The organism is Enterococcus sp. M-BR2 (assembly GCF_056612775.1).
In genome coordinates this window covers 910,227-929,087 of the sequence record NZ_CM152743.1, presented here as the reverse complement: position 1 = coordinate 929,087, position 18,861 = coordinate 910,227, and the positions used below count along the sequence as shown (strand labels likewise).

At 38.1% G+C, this 18,861-nt stretch carries 16 protein-coding genes; 11 read left to right on the top strand and 5 right to left on the bottom strand.

Annotated elements, in window-relative coordinates; all coding sequences use genetic code 11:
* Positions 1 to 73 precede the first annotated feature (73 nt).
* From AC1F25_RS04515 to AC1F25_RS04495, 5 genes are all read left to right on the top strand, one after another.
* Positions 74 to 1,264: a glycine C-acetyltransferase gene (locus tag AC1F25_RS04515; protein WP_002309350.1), complete on the top strand. Its 1,191-nt coding sequence runs from the start codon at positions 74 to 76 to the stop codon at positions 1,262 to 1,264.
* Positions 1,265 to 1,365: 101 nt separating this feature from the next.
* Complete coding sequence (locus AC1F25_RS04510) at positions 1,366 to 2,319, top strand: L-threonine 3-dehydrogenase (protein WP_479994290.1); 954 nt, start codon at positions 1,366 to 1,368, stop codon at positions 2,317 to 2,319.
* 63 nt (positions 2,320 to 2,382) lie between these two features.
* Complete coding sequence (locus AC1F25_RS04505; RefSeq protein WP_002309348.1) at positions 2,383 to 3,732, top strand: APC family permease; 1,350 nt, start codon at positions 2,383 to 2,385, stop codon at positions 3,730 to 3,732.
* Positions 3,733 to 3,820: 88 nt separating this feature from the next.
* On the top strand, positions 3,821 to 5,239 hold the full coding sequence (gene pepV / locus AC1F25_RS04500; RefSeq protein WP_002348020.1) for a dipeptidase PepV: 1,419 nt from the start codon (positions 3,821 to 3,823) through the stop codon (positions 5,237 to 5,239).
* A 220-nt stretch (positions 5,240 to 5,459) separates the two neighbouring features.
* Positions 5,460 to 7,001 (top strand): AbgT family transporter, encoded by a 1,542-nt coding sequence (locus AC1F25_RS04495; protein WP_479994289.1) that lies wholly within the window; start codon positions 5,460 to 5,462, stop codon positions 6,999 to 7,001.
* A 39-nt stretch (positions 7,002 to 7,040) separates the two neighbouring features.
* On the opposite strand, the gene AC1F25_RS04490 is transcribed toward AC1F25_RS04495, so the two are convergent.
* The gene (locus tag AC1F25_RS04490) at positions 7,041 to 7,364 is read right to left on the bottom strand and encodes a hypothetical protein (RefSeq protein ID WP_002309344.1); all 324 of its coding nucleotides are present in this window, start codon (positions 7,362 to 7,364) and stop codon (positions 7,041 to 7,043) included.
* Positions 7,365 to 7,492: 128 nt separating this feature from the next.
* Here AC1F25_RS04490 and AC1F25_RS04485 point away from each other — a divergent pair, with 128 nt between their 5' ends.
* Both AC1F25_RS04485 and AC1F25_RS04480 read left to right on the top strand, forming a co-directional pair.
* On the top strand, positions 7,493 to 8,656 hold the full coding sequence (locus AC1F25_RS04485; protein WP_002309342.1) for a VanZ family protein: 1,164 nt from the start codon (positions 7,493 to 7,495) through the stop codon (positions 8,654 to 8,656).
* Between the two features lie 69 nt (positions 8,657 to 8,725).
* Positions 8,726 to 10,075, top strand: a complete 1,350-nt coding sequence (locus AC1F25_RS04480) for a DEAD/DEAH box helicase (protein ID WP_002309341.1) — start codon at positions 8,726 to 8,728, stop codon at positions 10,073 to 10,075.
* A 44-nt stretch (positions 10,076 to 10,119) separates the two neighbouring features.
* On the opposite strand, the gene AC1F25_RS04475 is transcribed toward AC1F25_RS04480, so the two are convergent.
* Positions 10,120 to 10,551 carry a GNAT family N-acetyltransferase gene (locus AC1F25_RS04475; RefSeq protein WP_002309339.1) on the bottom strand — a complete coding sequence of 144 codons (432 nt, stop codon included), beginning with the start codon at positions 10,549 to 10,551 and terminating at the stop codon, positions 10,120 to 10,122.
* A gap of 390 nt (positions 10,552 to 10,941) precedes the next feature.
* Between AC1F25_RS04475 and alaS the strand changes: the two genes are divergently transcribed.
* Entirely contained in the window at positions 10,942 to 13,584 is a 2,643-nt protein-coding gene (alaS, locus tag AC1F25_RS04470; RefSeq protein WP_002313789.1) for an alanine--tRNA ligase, read from the top strand.
* Positions 13,585 to 13,913: 329 nt separating this feature from the next.
* Here the strand turns inward: alaS and AC1F25_RS04465 are convergent, their stop codons facing one another.
* The gene (locus tag AC1F25_RS04465; protein ID WP_119364931.1) at positions 13,914 to 15,164 is read right to left on the bottom strand and encodes an IS110 family RNA-guided transposase; all 1,251 of its coding nucleotides are present in this window, start codon (positions 15,162 to 15,164) and stop codon (positions 13,914 to 13,916) included.
* Positions 15,165 to 15,570: 406 nt separating this feature from the next.
* Here AC1F25_RS04465 and AC1F25_RS04460 point away from each other — a divergent pair, with 406 nt between their 5' ends.
* Together AC1F25_RS04460 and AC1F25_RS04455 are read left to right on the top strand one after the other, a co-directional pair.
* A complete protein-coding gene (locus AC1F25_RS04460) occupies positions 15,571 to 16,167 on the top strand; it encodes an ECF transporter S component (protein ID WP_002309336.1) in 597 nt (198 codons plus the stop codon).
* 122 nt (positions 16,168 to 16,289) lie between these two features.
* Positions 16,290 to 17,438, top strand: a complete 1,149-nt coding sequence (locus tag AC1F25_RS04455; protein WP_479994288.1) for a cation diffusion facilitator family transporter — start codon at positions 16,290 to 16,292, stop codon at positions 17,436 to 17,438.
* A 46-nt stretch (positions 17,439 to 17,484) separates the two neighbouring features.
* Here AC1F25_RS04455 and AC1F25_RS04450 read toward each other — a convergent pair whose 3' ends face one another.
* A complete protein-coding gene (locus tag AC1F25_RS04450) occupies positions 17,485 to 17,889 on the bottom strand; it encodes a ribonuclease HI family protein (RefSeq protein WP_479994287.1) in 405 nt (134 codons plus the stop codon).
* A gap of 78 nt (positions 17,890 to 17,967) precedes the next feature.
* Between AC1F25_RS04450 and AC1F25_RS04445 the strand changes: the two genes are divergently transcribed.
* Entirely contained in the window at positions 17,968 to 18,417 is a 450-nt protein-coding gene (locus AC1F25_RS04445) for an EbsA family protein (RefSeq protein WP_002309331.1), read from the top strand.
* 103 nt (positions 18,418 to 18,520) lie between these two features.
* Here AC1F25_RS04445 and AC1F25_RS04440 read toward each other — a convergent pair whose 3' ends face one another.
* Positions 18,521 to 18,751 carry a cold-shock protein gene (locus tag AC1F25_RS04440; protein ID WP_002309330.1) on the bottom strand — a complete coding sequence of 77 codons (231 nt, stop codon included), beginning with the start codon at positions 18,749 to 18,751 and terminating at the stop codon, positions 18,521 to 18,523.
* Positions 18,752 to 18,861: the final 110 nt, after the last annotated feature.

Here is an 18,861-nt window from a genome sequence, read left to right as displayed (position 1 = left end):
TTGCTTCGTAGATGAATGACAAGATATATGTTTGGGATGTTCTGCAAGACAGATGAATATGGAGGTGGAGACCATGTCTTCCAAAGAGTTAATGACGTATTTGGAGAGAGAATTGGAGCAACTGAAAGAAAAGGGATTGTACAACACGATCGATATACTAGAAAGCGAAAATGGTGCTTGTATCATCGTAGACGGAAAAAAGATGATCAATCTGGCATCCAACAATTATCTCGGGTTTGCCAATCACAAAGAATTGAAGAAAGCATGTATTGAAGCAACTGAAACTTATGGCGTAGGAGCAGGTGCAGTCCGAACAATCAATGGCTCGCTGAAGATCCATCAACAATTAGAAGAAAAAATCGCAGAATTCAAAGGGACAGAAGCTGCAATCGCCTTTCAATCTGGATTCAACTGTAATATGGGCGCTATCTCTGCAGTAATGACAAAAGAAGATGCTATCTTATCGGATGAATTAAACCATGCATCTATCATTGATGGATGTCGTTTATCCGGAGCAACAATCATCCGAGTCAAACATCAAGATATGGAAGACCTTGAGAATAAAGCAAAGGAAGCCGTAGAAAGTAAGAAATATAAAAAAATCATGTATATCACAGATGGGGTTTTCTCCATGGATGGAGACATTGCACGATTGCCGGAAATCATCCCAATCGCCGAAAAATATGGACTCATCACCTATGTAGATGATGCGCACGGCTCAGGTGTAACTGGAAAAGGTGCAGGAACCGTCAAACATTTTGGATTAAGCGACAAAATTGATATGCAAATGGGTACGTTATCGAAAGCTGTAGGTGTTGTTGGGGGTTATGTAGCTGGTTCAAAAACACTGATTGACTGGTTGAAAGCCAGAAGCCGGCCATTTCTATTTTCTACCTCGCTAACTCCTGGAGCAGCTGCATCTGCGTTGGCTTCGATCTCTTTGATGCAAGAACATCCGGAACTTGTCGAAAAAGTTTGGGAAAATGCTAATTATTTTAAAGAAGAATTGAAAAAAGTCGGCTATAACATCGGTGTGTCTGAAACACCTATCACTCCAGTTATTTTAGGAGATGAAAAAGTGACTCAGACTTTCTCTAAGAAACTGATCGAACATGGGATTTATGCTAAACCAATCGTTTATCCAACTGTTCCTCTGGGGACAGGTAGAATCAGAAATATGCCGACTGCGGAACATACAAAGGAAATGCTTGATGAAGCAGTAGCGATTTATCAAAAAATAGGAAAAGAAATGGAAATTATTTAACTAATTTATTTTTTTCGCATATTTAAAATTAGAGAACATGTTCACGCATATATTGTTAATCATCTGAAGATAGTAGTAAAAAAAGATCAGGGAGGATCATCATGAAAAAAGTATTGGTGACAGGATGTTTAGGACAAATTGGTTCAGAGTTGATCACGCGGCTACGTCAAGAACTAGGCAGTGAAAATGTCATTGCGACAGATATACGCATGCCTGAAGTCATTGGGAAAAACGATATCTTTGAGATCCTAGATGTAATGGATTACGAAAAAATGCGCAGCATAGCAGAACAATATCAAGTGGACACATTGATCCATTTGGCTGCTCTTTTGTCAGCTGTTGCAGAAGCAAAACCACAGTTAGCATGGGATTTGAACATGACTGGGCTGGTCAATGCATTGGAAGTCGCTAGAGAATTCCAGCTGAAATTTTTTACGCCAAGTTCAATCGGCGCGTTTGGTCCAAATACTCCAAAAGATCATACCCCACAAGACACTCTTCAGCGCCCTACAACCATGTACGGGGTAACGAAGGTAGCTGGAGAACTACTATGTGATTATTATTATGTGAAATATGGCGTAGATACTCGTGGTGTCCGTTTCCCTGGATTGATTTCTTATGCGACCTTGCCAGGAGGCGGTACGACAGACTACGCAGTCGATATTTATTATTCAGCAATCAAAGAAGGAAAGTACACTAGTTTTATTGATCAAGGTACATCAATGGATATGATGTATATGCCAGATGCGATCGATGCCATTATAAAGCTCATGAACGCAGACCCTAATCGACTAGTTCACCGAAACGCCTTTAATATATCGGCAATGTTTTTTGAGCCTGAAGAAATCAAAGCATCTATTCAAAAAATCATACCAGATTTTGAAATGGATTACGATGTCGATCCTGTGCGTCAATCGATAGCAGAATCTTGGCCAAACTCACTAGATGTTTCTTGTGCGCAAGAGGAATGGGACTTTTCACCAAAATACGATTTAGATGCAATGACAAAGGATATGTTGGAAAAACTGAGAGAAAAATTAGCAGAGACGGTATAAAACAAGAACTATAGCCAAAAAGGTTTCTATACTTTTTGGCTATGGTATGTAAGGAGGTAAGTAATGGAAGAATATCAAGCCACGCCAATAAAGGAAGTAAAAACGGAAAATGAATTGAAGCGTACGATGGGTTTTTTCACTGCTTTATCGACTGTTATGGGCACAGTGATCGGTGCAGGGGTGTTTTTCAAAGCCGCAAGCGTAGCAGAAGTAACAGGTACCGTCAGTTTGCATATGTTTTCCTGGTTTCTAGGTGGTGTGATTTCTGTTTGTGCAGGACTGACAGGAGCTGAATTGGCAGCGGCTATTCCTGAAACAGGCGGGATGATCAAATATATCGAACGGATTTATGGAAATACAGCAGCATTTTTACTTGGCTGGGCTCAAGTCGTGATTTATTTTCCAGCAAATGTAGCAGCCTTGTCGATCATTTTCGGTACACAGTTCGTCAATTTATTTGATCTTTCCCAGTCGATGATTGTTCCTGTAGCTGTTACAGCTGCTGTATCGATCATGCTGATCAATTTTTTAGGTTCTAAAGCTGGAGGAGCTTTTCAGTCGATTACGCTTGTCTGCAAACTCATTCCTTTGTTTGTGATCGTTATTTTTGGTTTATTCAGACAAGAAGGAGTAGACTTCCAACTGTTTCCGATCCAAGCAGGAGAAAACCTTTCATTTTTCTCTGCTTTGGGAGCTGGCTTACTAGCAACGATGTTCGCATACGACGGTTGGATACACGTAGGAAATATTTCGGGAGAATTGAAAAAGCCGGCGAAAGATTTGCCAAAAGCCATTTCTTTAGGAATCATCGGAATCATGATCGTTTATTTATTAGTAAATGCGGTTTTCTTAAAAACTGCGTCTATCGACGGAGTCGTAGGAAACAGCAATGCGGCAAGTGATGTTGCAAAAATGATTTTTGGCGGCTTTGGTGGAAGACTAGTCACAGTTGGTATCTTGATTTCTGTTTATGGAACTATCAATGGCTATACTCTTACTGGAATGCGTCTTCCTTACGTTATGGCAAAAGAAAACAACCTGCCTTTTAGCAAGCTTTTTGCTAAACTTCATGATAAAACTAAAGTTCCTGTAGCCGCGGGTATCTTAGAGCTAGTCATCGCTATTGGCATGATGATGGTCGGTGGTTTTGATACACTAACAGATATGCTGATCTTTGTCATTTGGATTTTTTATACGATGGTCTTTGTTGGTGTCATCCTTCTTCGTAAAAAAGAACCTGATCTGATTCGACCATATAAAGTTCCAATGTATCCGTTTATCCCATTAGTAGCAATCATTGGAGGAACCTTTATTGTATCAAGCACACTTATCACTCAAACTTTTTTAGCTTCGATGGGGATTGCATTGACACTTGCTGGTGTCCCGTTTTACCTTTATTTGAAACGTAGATAGCAAAAAATGATTTGAAATTCATTGGAAACAAACTTTTGACCATAAATACCCGTTAAGAAATTAAGTCATTTCTACCAAGGAGGATCTTATGGAAATAAACTGGTTGCAAGAAGCACAAAAGAGAAAAGAGATGTTGCTAGAGGATTTAAGTGAATTGCTACGCATCAATAGTGTAAGGGATATCGAACATCAGACAGATGAATATCCACTAGGTGCTGGTCCTGCTTTAGCATTGAAAAAAGTACTGTCATTTGGGGAAAGAGATGGCTTCAGAGTTAAAAACATTGATAATCTAGCCGGACATATAGAATATGGGGAAGAAACAGCAGAAGCACTTGGTATCTTAGGACATGTAGATGTCGTACCGCCAGGAGAAGGGTGGGCAACTGATCCGTTCGAACCAATCGTCAAAGAAGGGAAATTGTTCGCAAGAGGTTCAAGTGATGACAAAGGTCCTTGTATTGCTGCCTATTATGGGATGAAAATTATCAAAGAACTGCAATTATCAACATCGAAAAAAATTCGATTCATTTTCGGAACAGATGAAGAGAGTGAGTGGATAGGTATCCATCATTATATGGAAAAAGAAGAAATGCCAGCATTTGGATTTTCGCCAGATGCCAATTTCCCAATCATTAATGGTGAAAAAGGGATTTTATCTTTCGAGCTGAGTTTTTCTTTGAAGGAAGAAAAGGCAGACAAAATGCAACTGAAAAGATTCTCTTCTGGTTTGCGTGCAAATATGGTACCAAGCGAGGCAATAGCCGTCTTGGAAATTCCTGATTTGGAAAAGTTATCTTCTTTAGAAGCTGGATATACAAAATATCTAGATGACAAAAAATTGAAAGGGACTTTTGAATATAAGGAAGGAGAAGCATCCTTCGTTCTGTATGGAAAAGCTGCACATGCCCAAGAACCAAAATTTGGTATCAATGCGGGAACTTATCTCGCCGACTTTTTGCATCAATATCCATTAGACAGCTCAGGATCTGCTTATCTTTCTGTCATTGCCAATTATCTGCATGAAGACTTTAATGGGCATCGGTTAATGGTCGATTATGAAGATGACGTGATGGGAAAAGTGACTTCAAGTGCTAATGTATTCATTTATCAGCAAGAAGGAGAGAAAAAGATCATTCTTAATATTCGTCATCCAAAAGGGATTACAAAAGAAAAAATTCAAGAATCCTTGCTGACTGTCCTTCAAAATGAATCAGTATCAATTTCGATAATTGGAGATATCAAGACTCCGCATTATGTTTCAGGAGATGATCCATTCATCCAAACATTATTGTCTGTTTACGAAAAACATACTGGGGAAAAAGGTTATGAACAAACAATTGGTGGAGGTACGTATGGACGAATCTTGGAAAAAGGATGTGCGTACGGTAGTTTATTTCCTGGTAGAGAAAATGTAATGCATCAGCCAAATGAATATATGTACGTAGAAGATATCTTGAAAGCAACAGCTATTTACGCTGAAGCAATCTACCGTTTGGTTAAATAAACGTATTCATAGAAAAAACGTTACCAATCAGTCGTAACTATTTTCACACTCGTAACGTTTGTATCCTTCAGTAAAAAAGAATATTCATGAAAGTTTGAAAGATTGCAGAGAATAAGACGGCAATTTCCTTGAAGTAAAGAAGCTTCTAAAAATAAAAATGAACCAGATGATAGAAAAAGCTTGTTTTTCTTTCATCTGGTTTGAAAAAGGAGGAGAATAGATGCCAAAAGAAAAACATTCTAGATTAGATAAAGTGTTAGATACAGTAGAAAAACTAGGGAACAAGGTGCCCCATCCAGCTATTATATTCTTAATTTTGATCGTTATTGTAGGAGTACTGTCTCATATTTTTTATCTAATGGGTCAACACGTTACGTTTGATGCTATTAATGCTGAAACAGGAGCACTAGAGCTTACTACTACACATGTAAAAAGTTTGTTGAGTGGTGAAGGGATCCGTTTTATGTTGACTTCGATCGTCTCAAATTTGATGAGCTTTCAGGCTCTTGGAGTCACTTTAGTGGCGATGGCAGGCGTAGGATTTGCAGAAGAGGTTGGCTTAATCGGTGCGATGATTCGAAAGCTGGTAAAGGTAGTACCAAAATCTAGTCTGACAGCGGTACTAGTACTTCTTGGCGTAATGTCGAGTATTGCCTCTGATGCTGGGTATCTAGTATTGATTCCATTAGGTGCAGCAGTATTTTATAAAGTCGGGCGACATCCTTTAGCAGGTTTATCTGCGGCCTTTGCAGGTGTTTCAGGAGGATTTGGTGTCAACTTAGTTATTACGCCAGTGGATGGAATGCTTACCGAAATATTAAATGATGCAGTACATATCATTAATCCATCCTATTCTGTTGATTTAATGGCAAATTTTTATTTTTCGATTGCATCAACCATCTTAGTAGTGATTGTTTCCACTATCATTAACGAAAAACTCATTGAACCTCGCTTAGGAACTTTCCAAGAAAAAGGAATGATTGCTAACGATGAGATTACCGATGAATCGAAAGGCTTACATTGGGCTTTTTGGGGATTTACAGTGGTACTGGCATTTATCCTGTTGATTACGATACCAAGTGGTGCCCCACTTCGCCATCCTGAAACTGATGAATTGATTGGTTCTACACCTTTTATGGATAGTTTAATCGCTTTGATCTTGATTTCATTTTTGATTCCAGGGATATGTTTTGGAAAGGCAGTTGGAAAAGTCAAATCCAGTTTGGATGTAGTAAATCCGATTATTAAAGTATTCAGCAACTTAGGCGGGATGATTTTCTTATTGTTAATCATTAGCCAATTCATTTCATATTTCAATTTTACTAATTTAGGTACTGTTTGGGCAGTCAATTCAGCCACGATTATTGAAGATATGAATTTGAGCAGCTTAGCCTTGTTACTTAGTTTCTTAGCACTAGCACTTATTCTTGATTTTATTTTAGTGGGAGCGATACCAAAATTTGCTATTTTAACCCCAATATTTGTTCCATTACTCTATCAGTTGGGAGTAGCTCCAGAAGCTGTTTTGGGTGCTTATCGAGTAGCTGATTCTCCTGTCAATATTATCACGCCACTGATGCCGTATTTTGCTTTGATCGTTACATTTGCCACGAAATATCAAAAGAAAACCGGTGTCGGAACGATTATTTCCATAATGCTACCACATGCTGTAAGTCTAACTATCACATGGATCATTTTATTTATTCTCTATTATGTATTCCAGCTACCGCTAGGACCAGGGATCGGTATGCATTTGAATTGAGAAAACAGGCAGAAACCGGGTTCAACCGATTTCTGCCTGTTATTTTGCTTTGCGTAAGAGAAATATTCGGCGTACACCGCGATAAATATTTAATAGAACCAAGCAACCAGAAATGAAAATGGGAAGCCAAATCAGATAGACAGGGTAGCCAATCATTTTAGACAAAGCATGTGGAGTCATTTTATCCATTTCAAAAAGCGCTTGCTGCCAAGTCTGAAGGTTGAAGACAAGCATGAAACCTGAAATAATCAGGAGAATAAATCCTAAATAATGAATCGTAGTTCTTTTTCTTACATAAGCAATTGTTGCATAAAGGAACAGTAAAAAAATAGGTACGCCAAAAACAAAGTACATATTCAGCATCTCGACACCCCCTTTGAGTTTATCTTACTTTACTTTGAAAGAAATGAGAAATAATAGCCTCGTTACTTGCTTGAAACAGCAAAGGACTGCTAAGATAAGGGAGATACAAAGAATCAAGGAGGAGTCACATGGCAAGTTATATCGAACCGATTCGTTTTGCGCTGGTTGTTTTTCCATTTTTAGCCTTAGCGATTTCATCTGTTTTTTTTATTTATGAATATCGAAAGTATGGAACATTTCTAGTAACAAGGGCAGTTATTTTGTATTCCTTTGTTTTCTATTTATTGTGTGCATACTTTCTGGTAATCTTACCACTTCCGGCAAAGGAGACGGTTGCCCAAATGACAGGACCAAAGATGGAGCTGCATTTATTTGCTTCATGGCAACATTTCAGAGACAACACGGTATTGGTATTATCTGAACCTAGTACCTATCTGCCGGCGATGAAGCAGAGTGTGTTTTTGGAACCAGCTTTTAATGTTTTATTACTCATACCATTTGGCATTTATTTAAGATATTATTTCCGGCTTTCCTTTATGAAAACGATGATTGCTAGTTTCTGTCTATCACTATTTTTTGAGCTGACGCAGCTAAGTGGCCTTTATTTTATCTACCCAAGACCATACCGCTTATTTGATGTGAATGATTTAGTGACAAATACATTGGGTGGAATCATTGGTTTTGTTGTTACGCCGTTATTTACATTTATGCTTCCTACGAGAAGACGGATGGATGAACTTTCTTATGAAAAAGGAAAAACTGTCTCGTTGACACGACGTTTGGTCGCTTATTTGATCGACTGGACATTTTTATCTATTGTCAATTTTATCGCAGCGATTTTCTTTAAACTTGCGTTCGATTCAGGGACAGTTACTTCTCATATCTGGTGGCTTTTATTGGAAGTAGGGCTATACTTTATGATTGTACCGTTTATAACCAATGGATGGACACTTGGGAAAAAAATTGTACGCATCCGCTTGGTGGAGCAAGACCGCGAGCGAATTTCTTTGAAAGCATTGATCATCCGCTATGGGTATCTATATTTTCTTTTTTATGGTTTAAGCTGGTTGGGGCAGTTGCTTCAGCAAATCATGAATTCGACAACGAATACGGTGTTGCAGATGAGTGCAGTATTCATTTCTCTCGGTGTCTTGCTACTGCAAGGTATTTTTATTTTAAATATCTTGCTATCATTTTTGAGAAAAAAACGGATTCTGTTTTATGAAAAAGCTAGTCACACATATACCGTTAGCACGATTGCTCAAACAAAGGATGATGATTCTCGAAATTAGCTGAGCAAAAATACTTTGTCTATGTTATAATGCCAAAGTCGTGATAATTTAAAGAGAAGAGGTGCACGAATGAATAATTTTGATATATTTCGCTTCAAACCATTTATCAATGAAGCGTTAGCCGCAAAGGGCTTCAAACAGCCCACAGAGGTCCAGGAACGTTTGATTCCTTTAATTGCAAAAGGAAAAAATATCATTGGGCAATCTCAAACTGGTACAGGAAAAACACATACGTTTTTGTTGCCGTTGTTTGAAAAAATCAATGCAGATAAAGAGGAAGTACAAGTTGTTATTACAGCTCCAAGTAGAGAACTGGCTGCACAAATTTATGAAGCAGCTACACAAATCGCTAAATTTTCTACACCGGAGATCCGTGTTTCGAATTTTGTCGGGGGGACAGACAAACAGCGTCAGTTAAACCGTCTGCACCATCAGCAGCCACAGGTCGTAGTAGGCACGCCAGGTAGAATATTAGACATGATGAATGAACAAGCGTTGAAGATTCACACAGCATTTGCATTTGTTGTTGATGAAGCGGATATGACATTGGATATGGGTTTTTTAAATGAAGTAGACCAAATTGCAAGTCGGTTACCAGAAAAATTGCAGTTCTTAGTCTTTTCTGCCACTATTCCAGAAAAACTGCGTCCATTCTTGCGAAAATATATGGAGAATCCAATCATTGAAGAAATCAAGCCGAAAGCAGTTATTTCTGAAGATATCGAAAATTGGCTGATCTCAACAAAAGGTAAAGATGAGAATCAAATGATTTATCAACTGCTGACGATTGGTCATCCTTATTTAGCAATCGTATTTGCCAATACAAAACAGCATGTGGATGAAATTGCTGATTATTTGAAAAACCAAGGATTGAAAGTAGCAAAGATTCACGGGGACATCACACCAAGAGAGAGAAAACGAGTGATGCGACAAGTACAGAATCTGGAGTATCAATATGTTGTAGCGACTGATTTAGCTGCTAGAGGAATCGATATCGAAGGTGTTTCTCATGTTATCAATGCAGAAATCCCGGAAGATCTGGACTTCTTTATCCATCGTGTCGGACGTACTGGACGTAATGGTTTAAAAGGAACGGCCATTACGTTGTATTCACCAAACGATGAACAAGCCATTGATGCGATCGAGAAATTAGGCGTCTCATTTGAACCGAAAGAAATCAAAAATGGTGAAATCGTTAAAACATATGATCGTAATAGACGTACCAAACGAGAAAAATCAAAGGATGTATTAGACCCAACTCTGATTGGACTTGTGAAGAAGAAAAAGAAAAAGATCAAGCCTGGTTATAAGAAAAAAATCGATTGGGCAATTGCAGAAAAAAATAAAAAAGAACGCAAAATCGAACGCAGACAGCAAAGTCGTATTGCTCGTAAAAATAAGAAAAATTCGCATAAATAAAAAACAAGAGATTGTGACACGCCTTTTGTCACAATCTCTTGTTTTTAAGCGAGACTTTTTTCCATTCCGATACAAAGTACTTCATCTTCAATAAAAGGTTTCGTGCAAGTATGATACCCTTGTTTTTCATAAAAATCTACAGCCGTCATTTCAGCTACTACATAACTAGTCTGACAACCTTCTGACATCGCCCGTTTTTCTGCAGCTTCAAGCAACTGACCGCCTAACCCTTTTCCTCGGTATTCTTTTGCTACGCAAAAGCGTTCTGGCTTGAAGCAAGTAGGTGTTTTCTTTTCATAACGCAATGTGGCTACTGGTCTTTTTTTATCAAGAAATAGATAATAGTTTTGTTGCGGGATATCTTTTCCGTCGAATTCTAGTTCTGCAGGAATTCCTTGTTCTAATACAAAAACTTGATATCTCAAAAAGCAGCTAGCTGCGCGGATCCATTCATCTGCGCCAACTATTTTTTTCATCATATTCCTCCTTATCATGAATAACAGAGATGTATTGATTTCTTTATCCTTATCGTACCAAAAAATATGGAATATGACCAAAAGGAAATAAAAATAGGTAATTGAGATATTGACAGTGATTGACAGAATGCGTATACTTATTAAAGTACGAAAAGGACATGATTTGTTTTTTTAAGACTCACAGAAAATTCTTTCTTGGCTGAAAAAAGAATAGTCACTAATCAAATTGCTCCCTTTTTCTATTTTGGTAGAAATACCGACGCAGCTCAGCGTTATCGAGTTTAAGAGGTAATGATTACACATCATTGCAATCAAGGTGGTACCGCGAGTTTTCGTCCTTGGCTGTAATGGTGTTTTTTTGTATTTAATTTATAGAAAGCAGGTAATGATATGAAACAATTAAGTAGTGCACAAGTTCGACAAATGTTTCTTGATTTCTTCCAATCTAAAGGACATACAATTGAACCTAGTGCGTCTTTGATCCCCGTGAACGATCCAACCTTATTATGGATCAACTCTGGTGTTGCAACATTGAAAAAATATTTTGATGGTTCAGTTGTACCAGAAAATCCAAGAATCACAAATGCCCAAAAGTCTATTCGAACAAATGATATCGAAAATGTCGGTAAAACAGCACGTCACCATACGATGTTTGAGATGCTGGGCAATTTTTCTATTGGTGACTATTTCAAAAATGAAGCCATCCACTGGGCATGGGAATTTTTGACTGATCCAAAATGGATGGCATTCGATCCAGAAAAACTTTATGTAACAGTTTATCCAAAAGATACAGAAGCAAAACGCATCTGGCATGAAGAAGTCGGTCTACCGTTAGATCACATTATTGATGTAGAAGACAACTTCTGGGATATCGGTGCAGGCCCATGTGGACCAGATACAGAAATTTTCTATGACCGAGGAGAAGCTTATAACGATTTAGCAGAAGATGATCCTGAAAACTATCCAGGAGGAGAAAATGAACGTTATTTAGAAATCTGGAACTTGGTATTTTCAGAATTCAACCATAAACCTGATAATACATTTGAACCACTTCCTCATAAAAACATTGATACGGGCATGGGATTGGAACGTATGGTCTCAATCGTTCAAGATGCGCCCACGAACTTTGAGACAGATTTGTTTATGCCTATTATCCACGCCGTAGAAAAGCTAAGCAAACAAGTAAAATATGGTGAAAACCCAGTAACAGATATCTCTTACAAAGTAATTGCAGATCATATTCGGGCCCTTTCATTTGCTATTGGCGATGGTGCATTACCATCGAATGAAGGAAGAGGGTATGTCTTACGCCGTTTGCTTCGTCGCGCGGTCATGCATGGGAAAAAATTAGGTATTGAACAAGCATTCTTATATCGTTTAGTCCCTGTCGTTGGGGAAATCATGGTAAGTTATTATCCTGAAGTACTTCAACAAAAAGAATTTATTGAAAAAGTTATCCGTACAGAAGAAGAACGTTTCAATGAAACAATCAATGAAGGATTGGAAATCTTGAATCAAGTGATCCAAGAAGTGAAAAACGAAAACGGTACGACTCTATCAGGAAAAGACATCTTCAAATTATACGACACATATGGCTTCCCAGTAGAATTAACGGAAGAAGTGGCAGAAGATGAAGGACTGAAAGTTGATCATGCTGGTTTTGAAAAAGAAATGGACGCACAACGTGAACGTGCTCGCTCTGCCCGTAGTACAGAAAAATCAATGGGTGTACAATCTGCTTTATTGACAGATATCAAAGTAGAAAGTAAATTCATCGGATACACGGAGCAAGAATCAGATAGTCAATTATTGGTCATCGTAAAAGGCGAATCTCTTCTGAATGAAATCGCAGAAGGTGAAGCTCAAATGATCTTTGACCAAACACCTTTTTATGCAGAAATGGGTGGCCAAGTAGCAGACCAAGGTTGGATCATGGATGAAGCAGGAGAAATCGTTGCAGTTGTTACAGATGTTCAAAAAGCGCCTAATGGTCAATTTATGCACACAGTAGAAGTAAAAGCACCAATGAGCGAAGGACAAACTTATCATCTATTGATCGATCAATCGATGCGCAACCGTATCATCAAAAACCATACAGCAACCCATTTACTGCACAAAGCATTGAAAGAAGTACTTGGCGAGCATGCAAATCAAGCTGGTTCTTTAGTCGCTCCTGGACATTTACGATTCGACTTTACCCATTTTGGTCAAATCACTTCAGATGAATTAGCTGAAATGGAAAGAATCGTCAACGAAAAAATCTGGGAAGCTATCCCAGTTGAAACAATTGAAACAGATATCGATACAGCCAAAAATATGGGTGCAATGGCTTTGTTTGGTGAAAAATACGGACATGACGTTCGCGTAGTCAATATTGGCGGTTGGTCAATCGAACTGTGCGGAGGCACACATGTAGCAAACACAGAAAACATCGGAATCTTCAAAATCGTTTCTGAATCAGGAATTGGTGCAGGCGTGCGACGAATCGAGGCTGTAACAAGCAAAGAAGCGTATGAACTACTTGAAGAAGAAGAAAAACAACTAAAACAAGTAGCAACAATTGTTAAATCACCTCAATTGAAGGAAGTTGTTTCAAAAGCGGAACAATTGCAACAGCAAGTAAGAGAGCTACAAAAGGAAAATGAACAATTAGCTAGCAAGTTAGCGAATCAACAAGCCGGTGATGTATTCAAGAATCCAGAAAGGATCAATGGAAAAACAATCATTGCAGCACAAGTAAAAGTGAAAGACATGAATCAGCTGCGTCAATTAGCTGACCAATGGAAACAAAAAAATATTTCAGACATTCTTGTTTTAGCAAACGAACAAGAAGGAAAAGTCAGTCTGCTAGCGGCAATGACGAAAGAATCAAATGAAGCTGGACTAAAAGCTGGCGACTTGATTAAAGCAATCGCACCGAAAGTAGGCGGTGGCGGTGGTGGACGTCCAGATATGGCACAAGCTGGTGGGAAAAATCCTGCTGGTATTCCAGATGCACTTAAAGCTGCGAAAGAATGGCTTGCGCAACAATAGACCGTTTATGTTTGATAGAAAAAAACAACTGTTCAATCATTGAACGAAACACGATCATGGGGGCGAAGACAAATAGTCTTGCCCTCATACTTTTTTCGATGGAATAGAAGAGCGCATCTAATCAAATGGTCGATTTCGGATGGTCTTTAGTTGACGAAAGTGACAGAAATTTTTACGATTAGTATAAATAAAAGTCTAATGGTAATAAGTCAAGATAAAAATGAAACATAGTTTTATTGAGTCACCTGTTTTGAAGCGCACTTAACTAGACCCGACCAAAATCAAAATTTTTTCGGGTCATTTCAAGGATTTGCGTCAATAACAAAGTGTTATTTATCTATCACGCTCCTTGGGGGCGTGTAGAGTTGATGGTTACGTAGTAGCGTATCCACCAGACGCGTAAATTTTCTTGCGGTTAAGACGAGAGCTCGTTTGTGTTGATGTTTTGGAACCTCTTTATATTTGCTTTGATAAAAAGCTTTATATTCGGGAAGATAATTTTTTACAGAGTTGGCAGCTTCAACTAAGTAATAACGGAAATATCGATTCCCTTGTTTTGTCAGAGGCGTGTTTTGTGACTGATAGTTCCCGGATTGTTTGACTTTCCAGCTTAATCCAGCATATTTTGCTAATTTCGTCTGATCTTCAAATCTTTCGATTTGACCGATTTCAGCGATCAATCCAGCGGCGTAGACTTTACCAACGCCTGGAATACTGGTTAAGCATTGGTATTCTGGAATAACAACCACTAATTGTTCGATTGCTTTATCTAGTTCTTTGATGTTCTTTTCAAGAGCCCGTATTTCGCAGACAAGAACACCCAGAACAATATCAATAGACTCTTGGGCTACAGATCCTAAGCGATAGCTTGATCTGATAGCTCGTTGAATCGCCTTGGCAATTTTTTCTGGTTGCTTGAACCGACCTCTTCCTTTTTCTTGAAGTAAGTCACAGAAGGCTTCCAAAGGAAGCTCAGCTAACTCATCGAGGGTGAAGTCTTCTGTCATAAGGGAAATGACTGTGGCACTAAAAAGACTTGTCGATTCGTCTCGCATTTCTCGAGCAAGCGTATTGCATTTGTACGTTAGATTTTCCAGAAAATGTTGTTTTGTACGAGTTAATTGCTTAATGAGTTGATAGCGAGTACGAGTTAAACGCTGTAAAGCCATGTATTTCTCTTCTTTGATAGGGGAAGTTGTGAATCGTTGGATACGCAAAAAGTCAGCAATTCTTAATGCATCGTTTCGATCAGTTTTATCCTCATCAAACATGCGACTGAACTGTTTAATCCGAAAAGGATTTTCAATCGTTACAAGTGTATTGAGTTTCTTCAGCTCCTCATCTTCGTGAAAAAACATGGAAGGGTGAAAGCTGTACATGGACGTTGATTCCATACCAATCACAATCTGATTAAAGTGATAATTCTCATTGAACTCAAGAATCATATCTCGTATGGATGTGGCACCCTCAATATCATTGGTAACAGGGATTTCAGACAATATAGAGAGTTGATCATCGTCAGTTAGAAAACAAACATCTAATTTTTCAGAGCTAACGTCAATACCGACAAATAATTTCATGGAAGAAGGACCTCCTTTCATTTTAAATTTTGGAAAATGCTTCGATACTGTGGGATTCCCCAGAAACTCACTGTATAGCCACAACCTCGCCTAATAGAATACGGTGATAAAAGAGCTAGAAGCTGCCTTCCAACTACTATTTGAAAGTCTAGTCCATTATCGAAACAGCTAATGAGTTGGTAGTGATAACAGTGGCACGGGTAACAGACTTTACAAGGTAGACAAAACTACAGGGGTGAGTAGCAAATTCCCGTTGGATCCTTTCCATACATCCATTGTACTCTGAGAAATCACACAATATCGAAACAAATTCCGGAAGGAATGTGTTATTCAATAAATTTTATGATTTATAGACACCTTGAAAGAAAACTGTTAGACAAAATATATTTTACGAGGGGTGAAAAAAATGAATAGCAGAAATAAAACCTTTCGACTAGTCTTACGTGCTATCTTATTAGCAATCATCATCGTACAAGCTATGGTACCTTGGCTTGGCTTTATTCCATTAGGGTTCATTAGTTTAACGATTATTCATATTACAGTAATTATTGCCGCAGTAGTATTGGGTCCAAAAGATGGGATGGTAATTGGCCTGTTTTGGGGAATTGCTACAATTGTCCGTGCCTACGCCATGCCGACAACGCCATTTGATACATTGGTATTCACGAACCCGATTATTTCGGTAGTTCCCAGAGTGCTTGTTGGCTTAGTAGCTGGTTTGGTTTTCCACTGGATTTATCAAAAAAATAAATCAATAACGATCAGCTCGGTCTTTGCAGGGGTATTAGGTTCATTGGTCAATACAGTCTTAGTGTTAGGATTCATGGGATTATTTTATACAGGTGCAACGGCAGATGCCTATGGTGTAGATTCTGCTCTTTTATTTAAAACCTTAGCAGGAGTTGCAGCAATCAATGGGATACCTGAAGCAATAGGAGCGGGAATCATAACACCATTACTAGCAAAAGCGTTATTTGCAGCAACGCCATTAAAACCAGAATAACGGCCATCTTTGAATGAATAGTAGGACGCATGATAGATGGAAAAAGGAAGAGAGGAGAGGAAAAGAATTGTCCTCTCCATCTTTTTACCTGAGCAACAAGCAAACTAGAAGGGGTAAAAAACTTGGTTAAGAAACAAGAAGAAAAAAAGAAACAAATACCGCAACAGCGGACAAAAAAAGGAGTACTAGCTGGCATATTAGGATTGGTTACGAATCTAATCTTGTTTGTCTCTAAGCTAATGATCGGGCTTTTTTCAGGGAGTGTCTCCATTATGGCTGATGCAGTGAATAGTCTATCAGACACTGCTTCATCTATATTGACTTTGATTGGATTTAAAATTGCTGCAAAGCCAGCGGATCAGGAACATCCTTATGGACATGAACGTTTCGAATATATCAGTGGGTTATTTGTTTCGATCATCATTACTTATGTAGGATTTCAATTTTTAGAGTCATCCGTTGAAAAAATCATCCATCCAGAAAATGTCTCTTTAGCACCCATCGTCTTTTTTGTCCTGATCATTTCCATCTTTTTGAAATTTGCACAAGGAAAAATGTACCAGGTTATTGCACGATCCATTGATTCTGAAACATTGAGAGCTACAGCAACAGATAGTTATAATGATGTCTTTACTACACTGGCTGTATTGCTTTCAGCAGCAATCGAATGGGTAACTGCATGGCGTATCGATGGATATATCGGTTTTGCTTTAGCATTATATATCCTTTATAGTGGTTTAACGATGCTTCGGAATTTTGTATATGAGCTATTAGGTAGTCGCCCAACGTCAGCAGAGATTGAAGAAATGGAAGAACACTTGAATGCCTGCGACGATATACTTGGCTATCATGATTTGCTGGTGCATAACTATGGACCCAATAAACGCTTTGCATCAGTCCACATCGAAGTAGATGAATCAATGAATTTGAATGAAGCACATAAGATTATTGACCTGATAGAAAAAGACTTCAAAAAGTCTTTAGACGTAGAACTTGTCTGTCACTTGGACCCAATGCCTGTTGATAACGAAAAATACTATAATATCTTGCATCAATTAAAGCAAATTCTTTTTGAAACAGGTAGAGGGCTCGATATACATGATTTTAGAGTCATCCATCAAGGGAAAACATTGCAGTTTGACGTAGTTGTTCCTGAAAAATTCCAATTTGATGATACAGAACTCGAAAGAATTTTACGTATTCAAATAGAAGAAAAAATCGGAGATTATCATTTGGAAATCACTTTTGATCACAATTATCTTTTGTATTAAAGACAAGATACTAAAAAGACTCTTTAAAGTTTTTTCTTCGAAGAGTCTATTTTTCTTTTAATTGTTTTTGTAGGGCTTGTCGTGCGAGGTTATCTGCCCCTTTGTTTTTGTTTTCGGGCAACCATTGTAGGATTAACAAGGAAAAGTCGTGCAGAAGTTCTTTGATTTTTTGGAGATAGGGAAGGAAAAGCTCGTTTTTCGTTGTGTTTTTATCGACTGTAGAAACCAGTGTTTTGCTGTCTGAAAAACAGAAAATCGTTTCATTCTGTAAACCCTTATTCTTTAGAAATTCTAAAGTTTTTAAAAAGACTTCGAACTCTGCTTGATGGTTTGTCCCTACAGAAAGGGGAATAGATAGCTGTTCTTGTTTACCTTGATAGACAATCAAGATCCCTCCTCCGCTAGGTCCAGGGTTGCCTTTTGTAGAGGCATCAATGTATACTTTTAACATAAAAAGAGATTCTCCTTTTTGTTCAAATTAATGTTATGGTAAGATTATATCATTACTGAATCGGTGAGAGGTTAGAGAATGAAAAAAAATATTCGATGGCAGCCTGAATTGGCACATACGATCATCTATTGGTCATTGACCTTGATCATTCTGTTTTTTAGTCTGATTCTTTCTTTAGAAAACACAGGTCCGTATTGGAAAAGCAATATTGTTTTAGGTGTTTTTCTTGTTTTTCTATTTCTAGGATGGCGGCGTTCTTTTATTTTAAAATCCAACTCGGTAATCATACGCTATGCTGCTTTTTGGAAAGACCGGGAAATAACTGTCGGACAGATTCGATCTTTGACACCGACTAATACAGGAGTACAAATGACATTGCAAAATGAGAAAGCCCCATCTGTTTTTATGATGCGAAAAAAAGATCAAGTGGTTCTTTTTGATCATCTTGAAAAAAGTGGGCCTAAAGTAGGACCATCTTCTCAACAGCAAAGAAATAATACCCCATATACGAAAAATAGAAAAAGTTAATTTTAAAAAATAGGCCCTGAAGAAATGAATCTTTGTAGGAAAAGAAAAGAGTGAGACGTACGGATCAACCCGTTAAACGTCTCACTCTATTTGATTATCTAAATCAATGTATACTGGATTCGGAAGTGTGAACACTGCCTTTCTTGACATGGGCAGCTTGTGTTCCTCGATTCCCCTCGATGATCTCAAATTCGACCACTTGATTTTCTTCCAAAGTTTTGAATCCCTCTTCTTCAATCGCAGTAAAATGTACAAAAATTTCTTCTGTGTCATCATAACTGATAAAGCCGTATCCTTTTTTGTTGTCAAACCATTTTACAATTCCTGTGGTCAAAGCACTCACGACCTTTCTAAAGTCTGATCATAGCCTTCATTATAAAGAGTATTTATAAGTACGTCAAATAAATTAAAAACCCGTAATTTAATGTTTTTTTTCTGAATAAA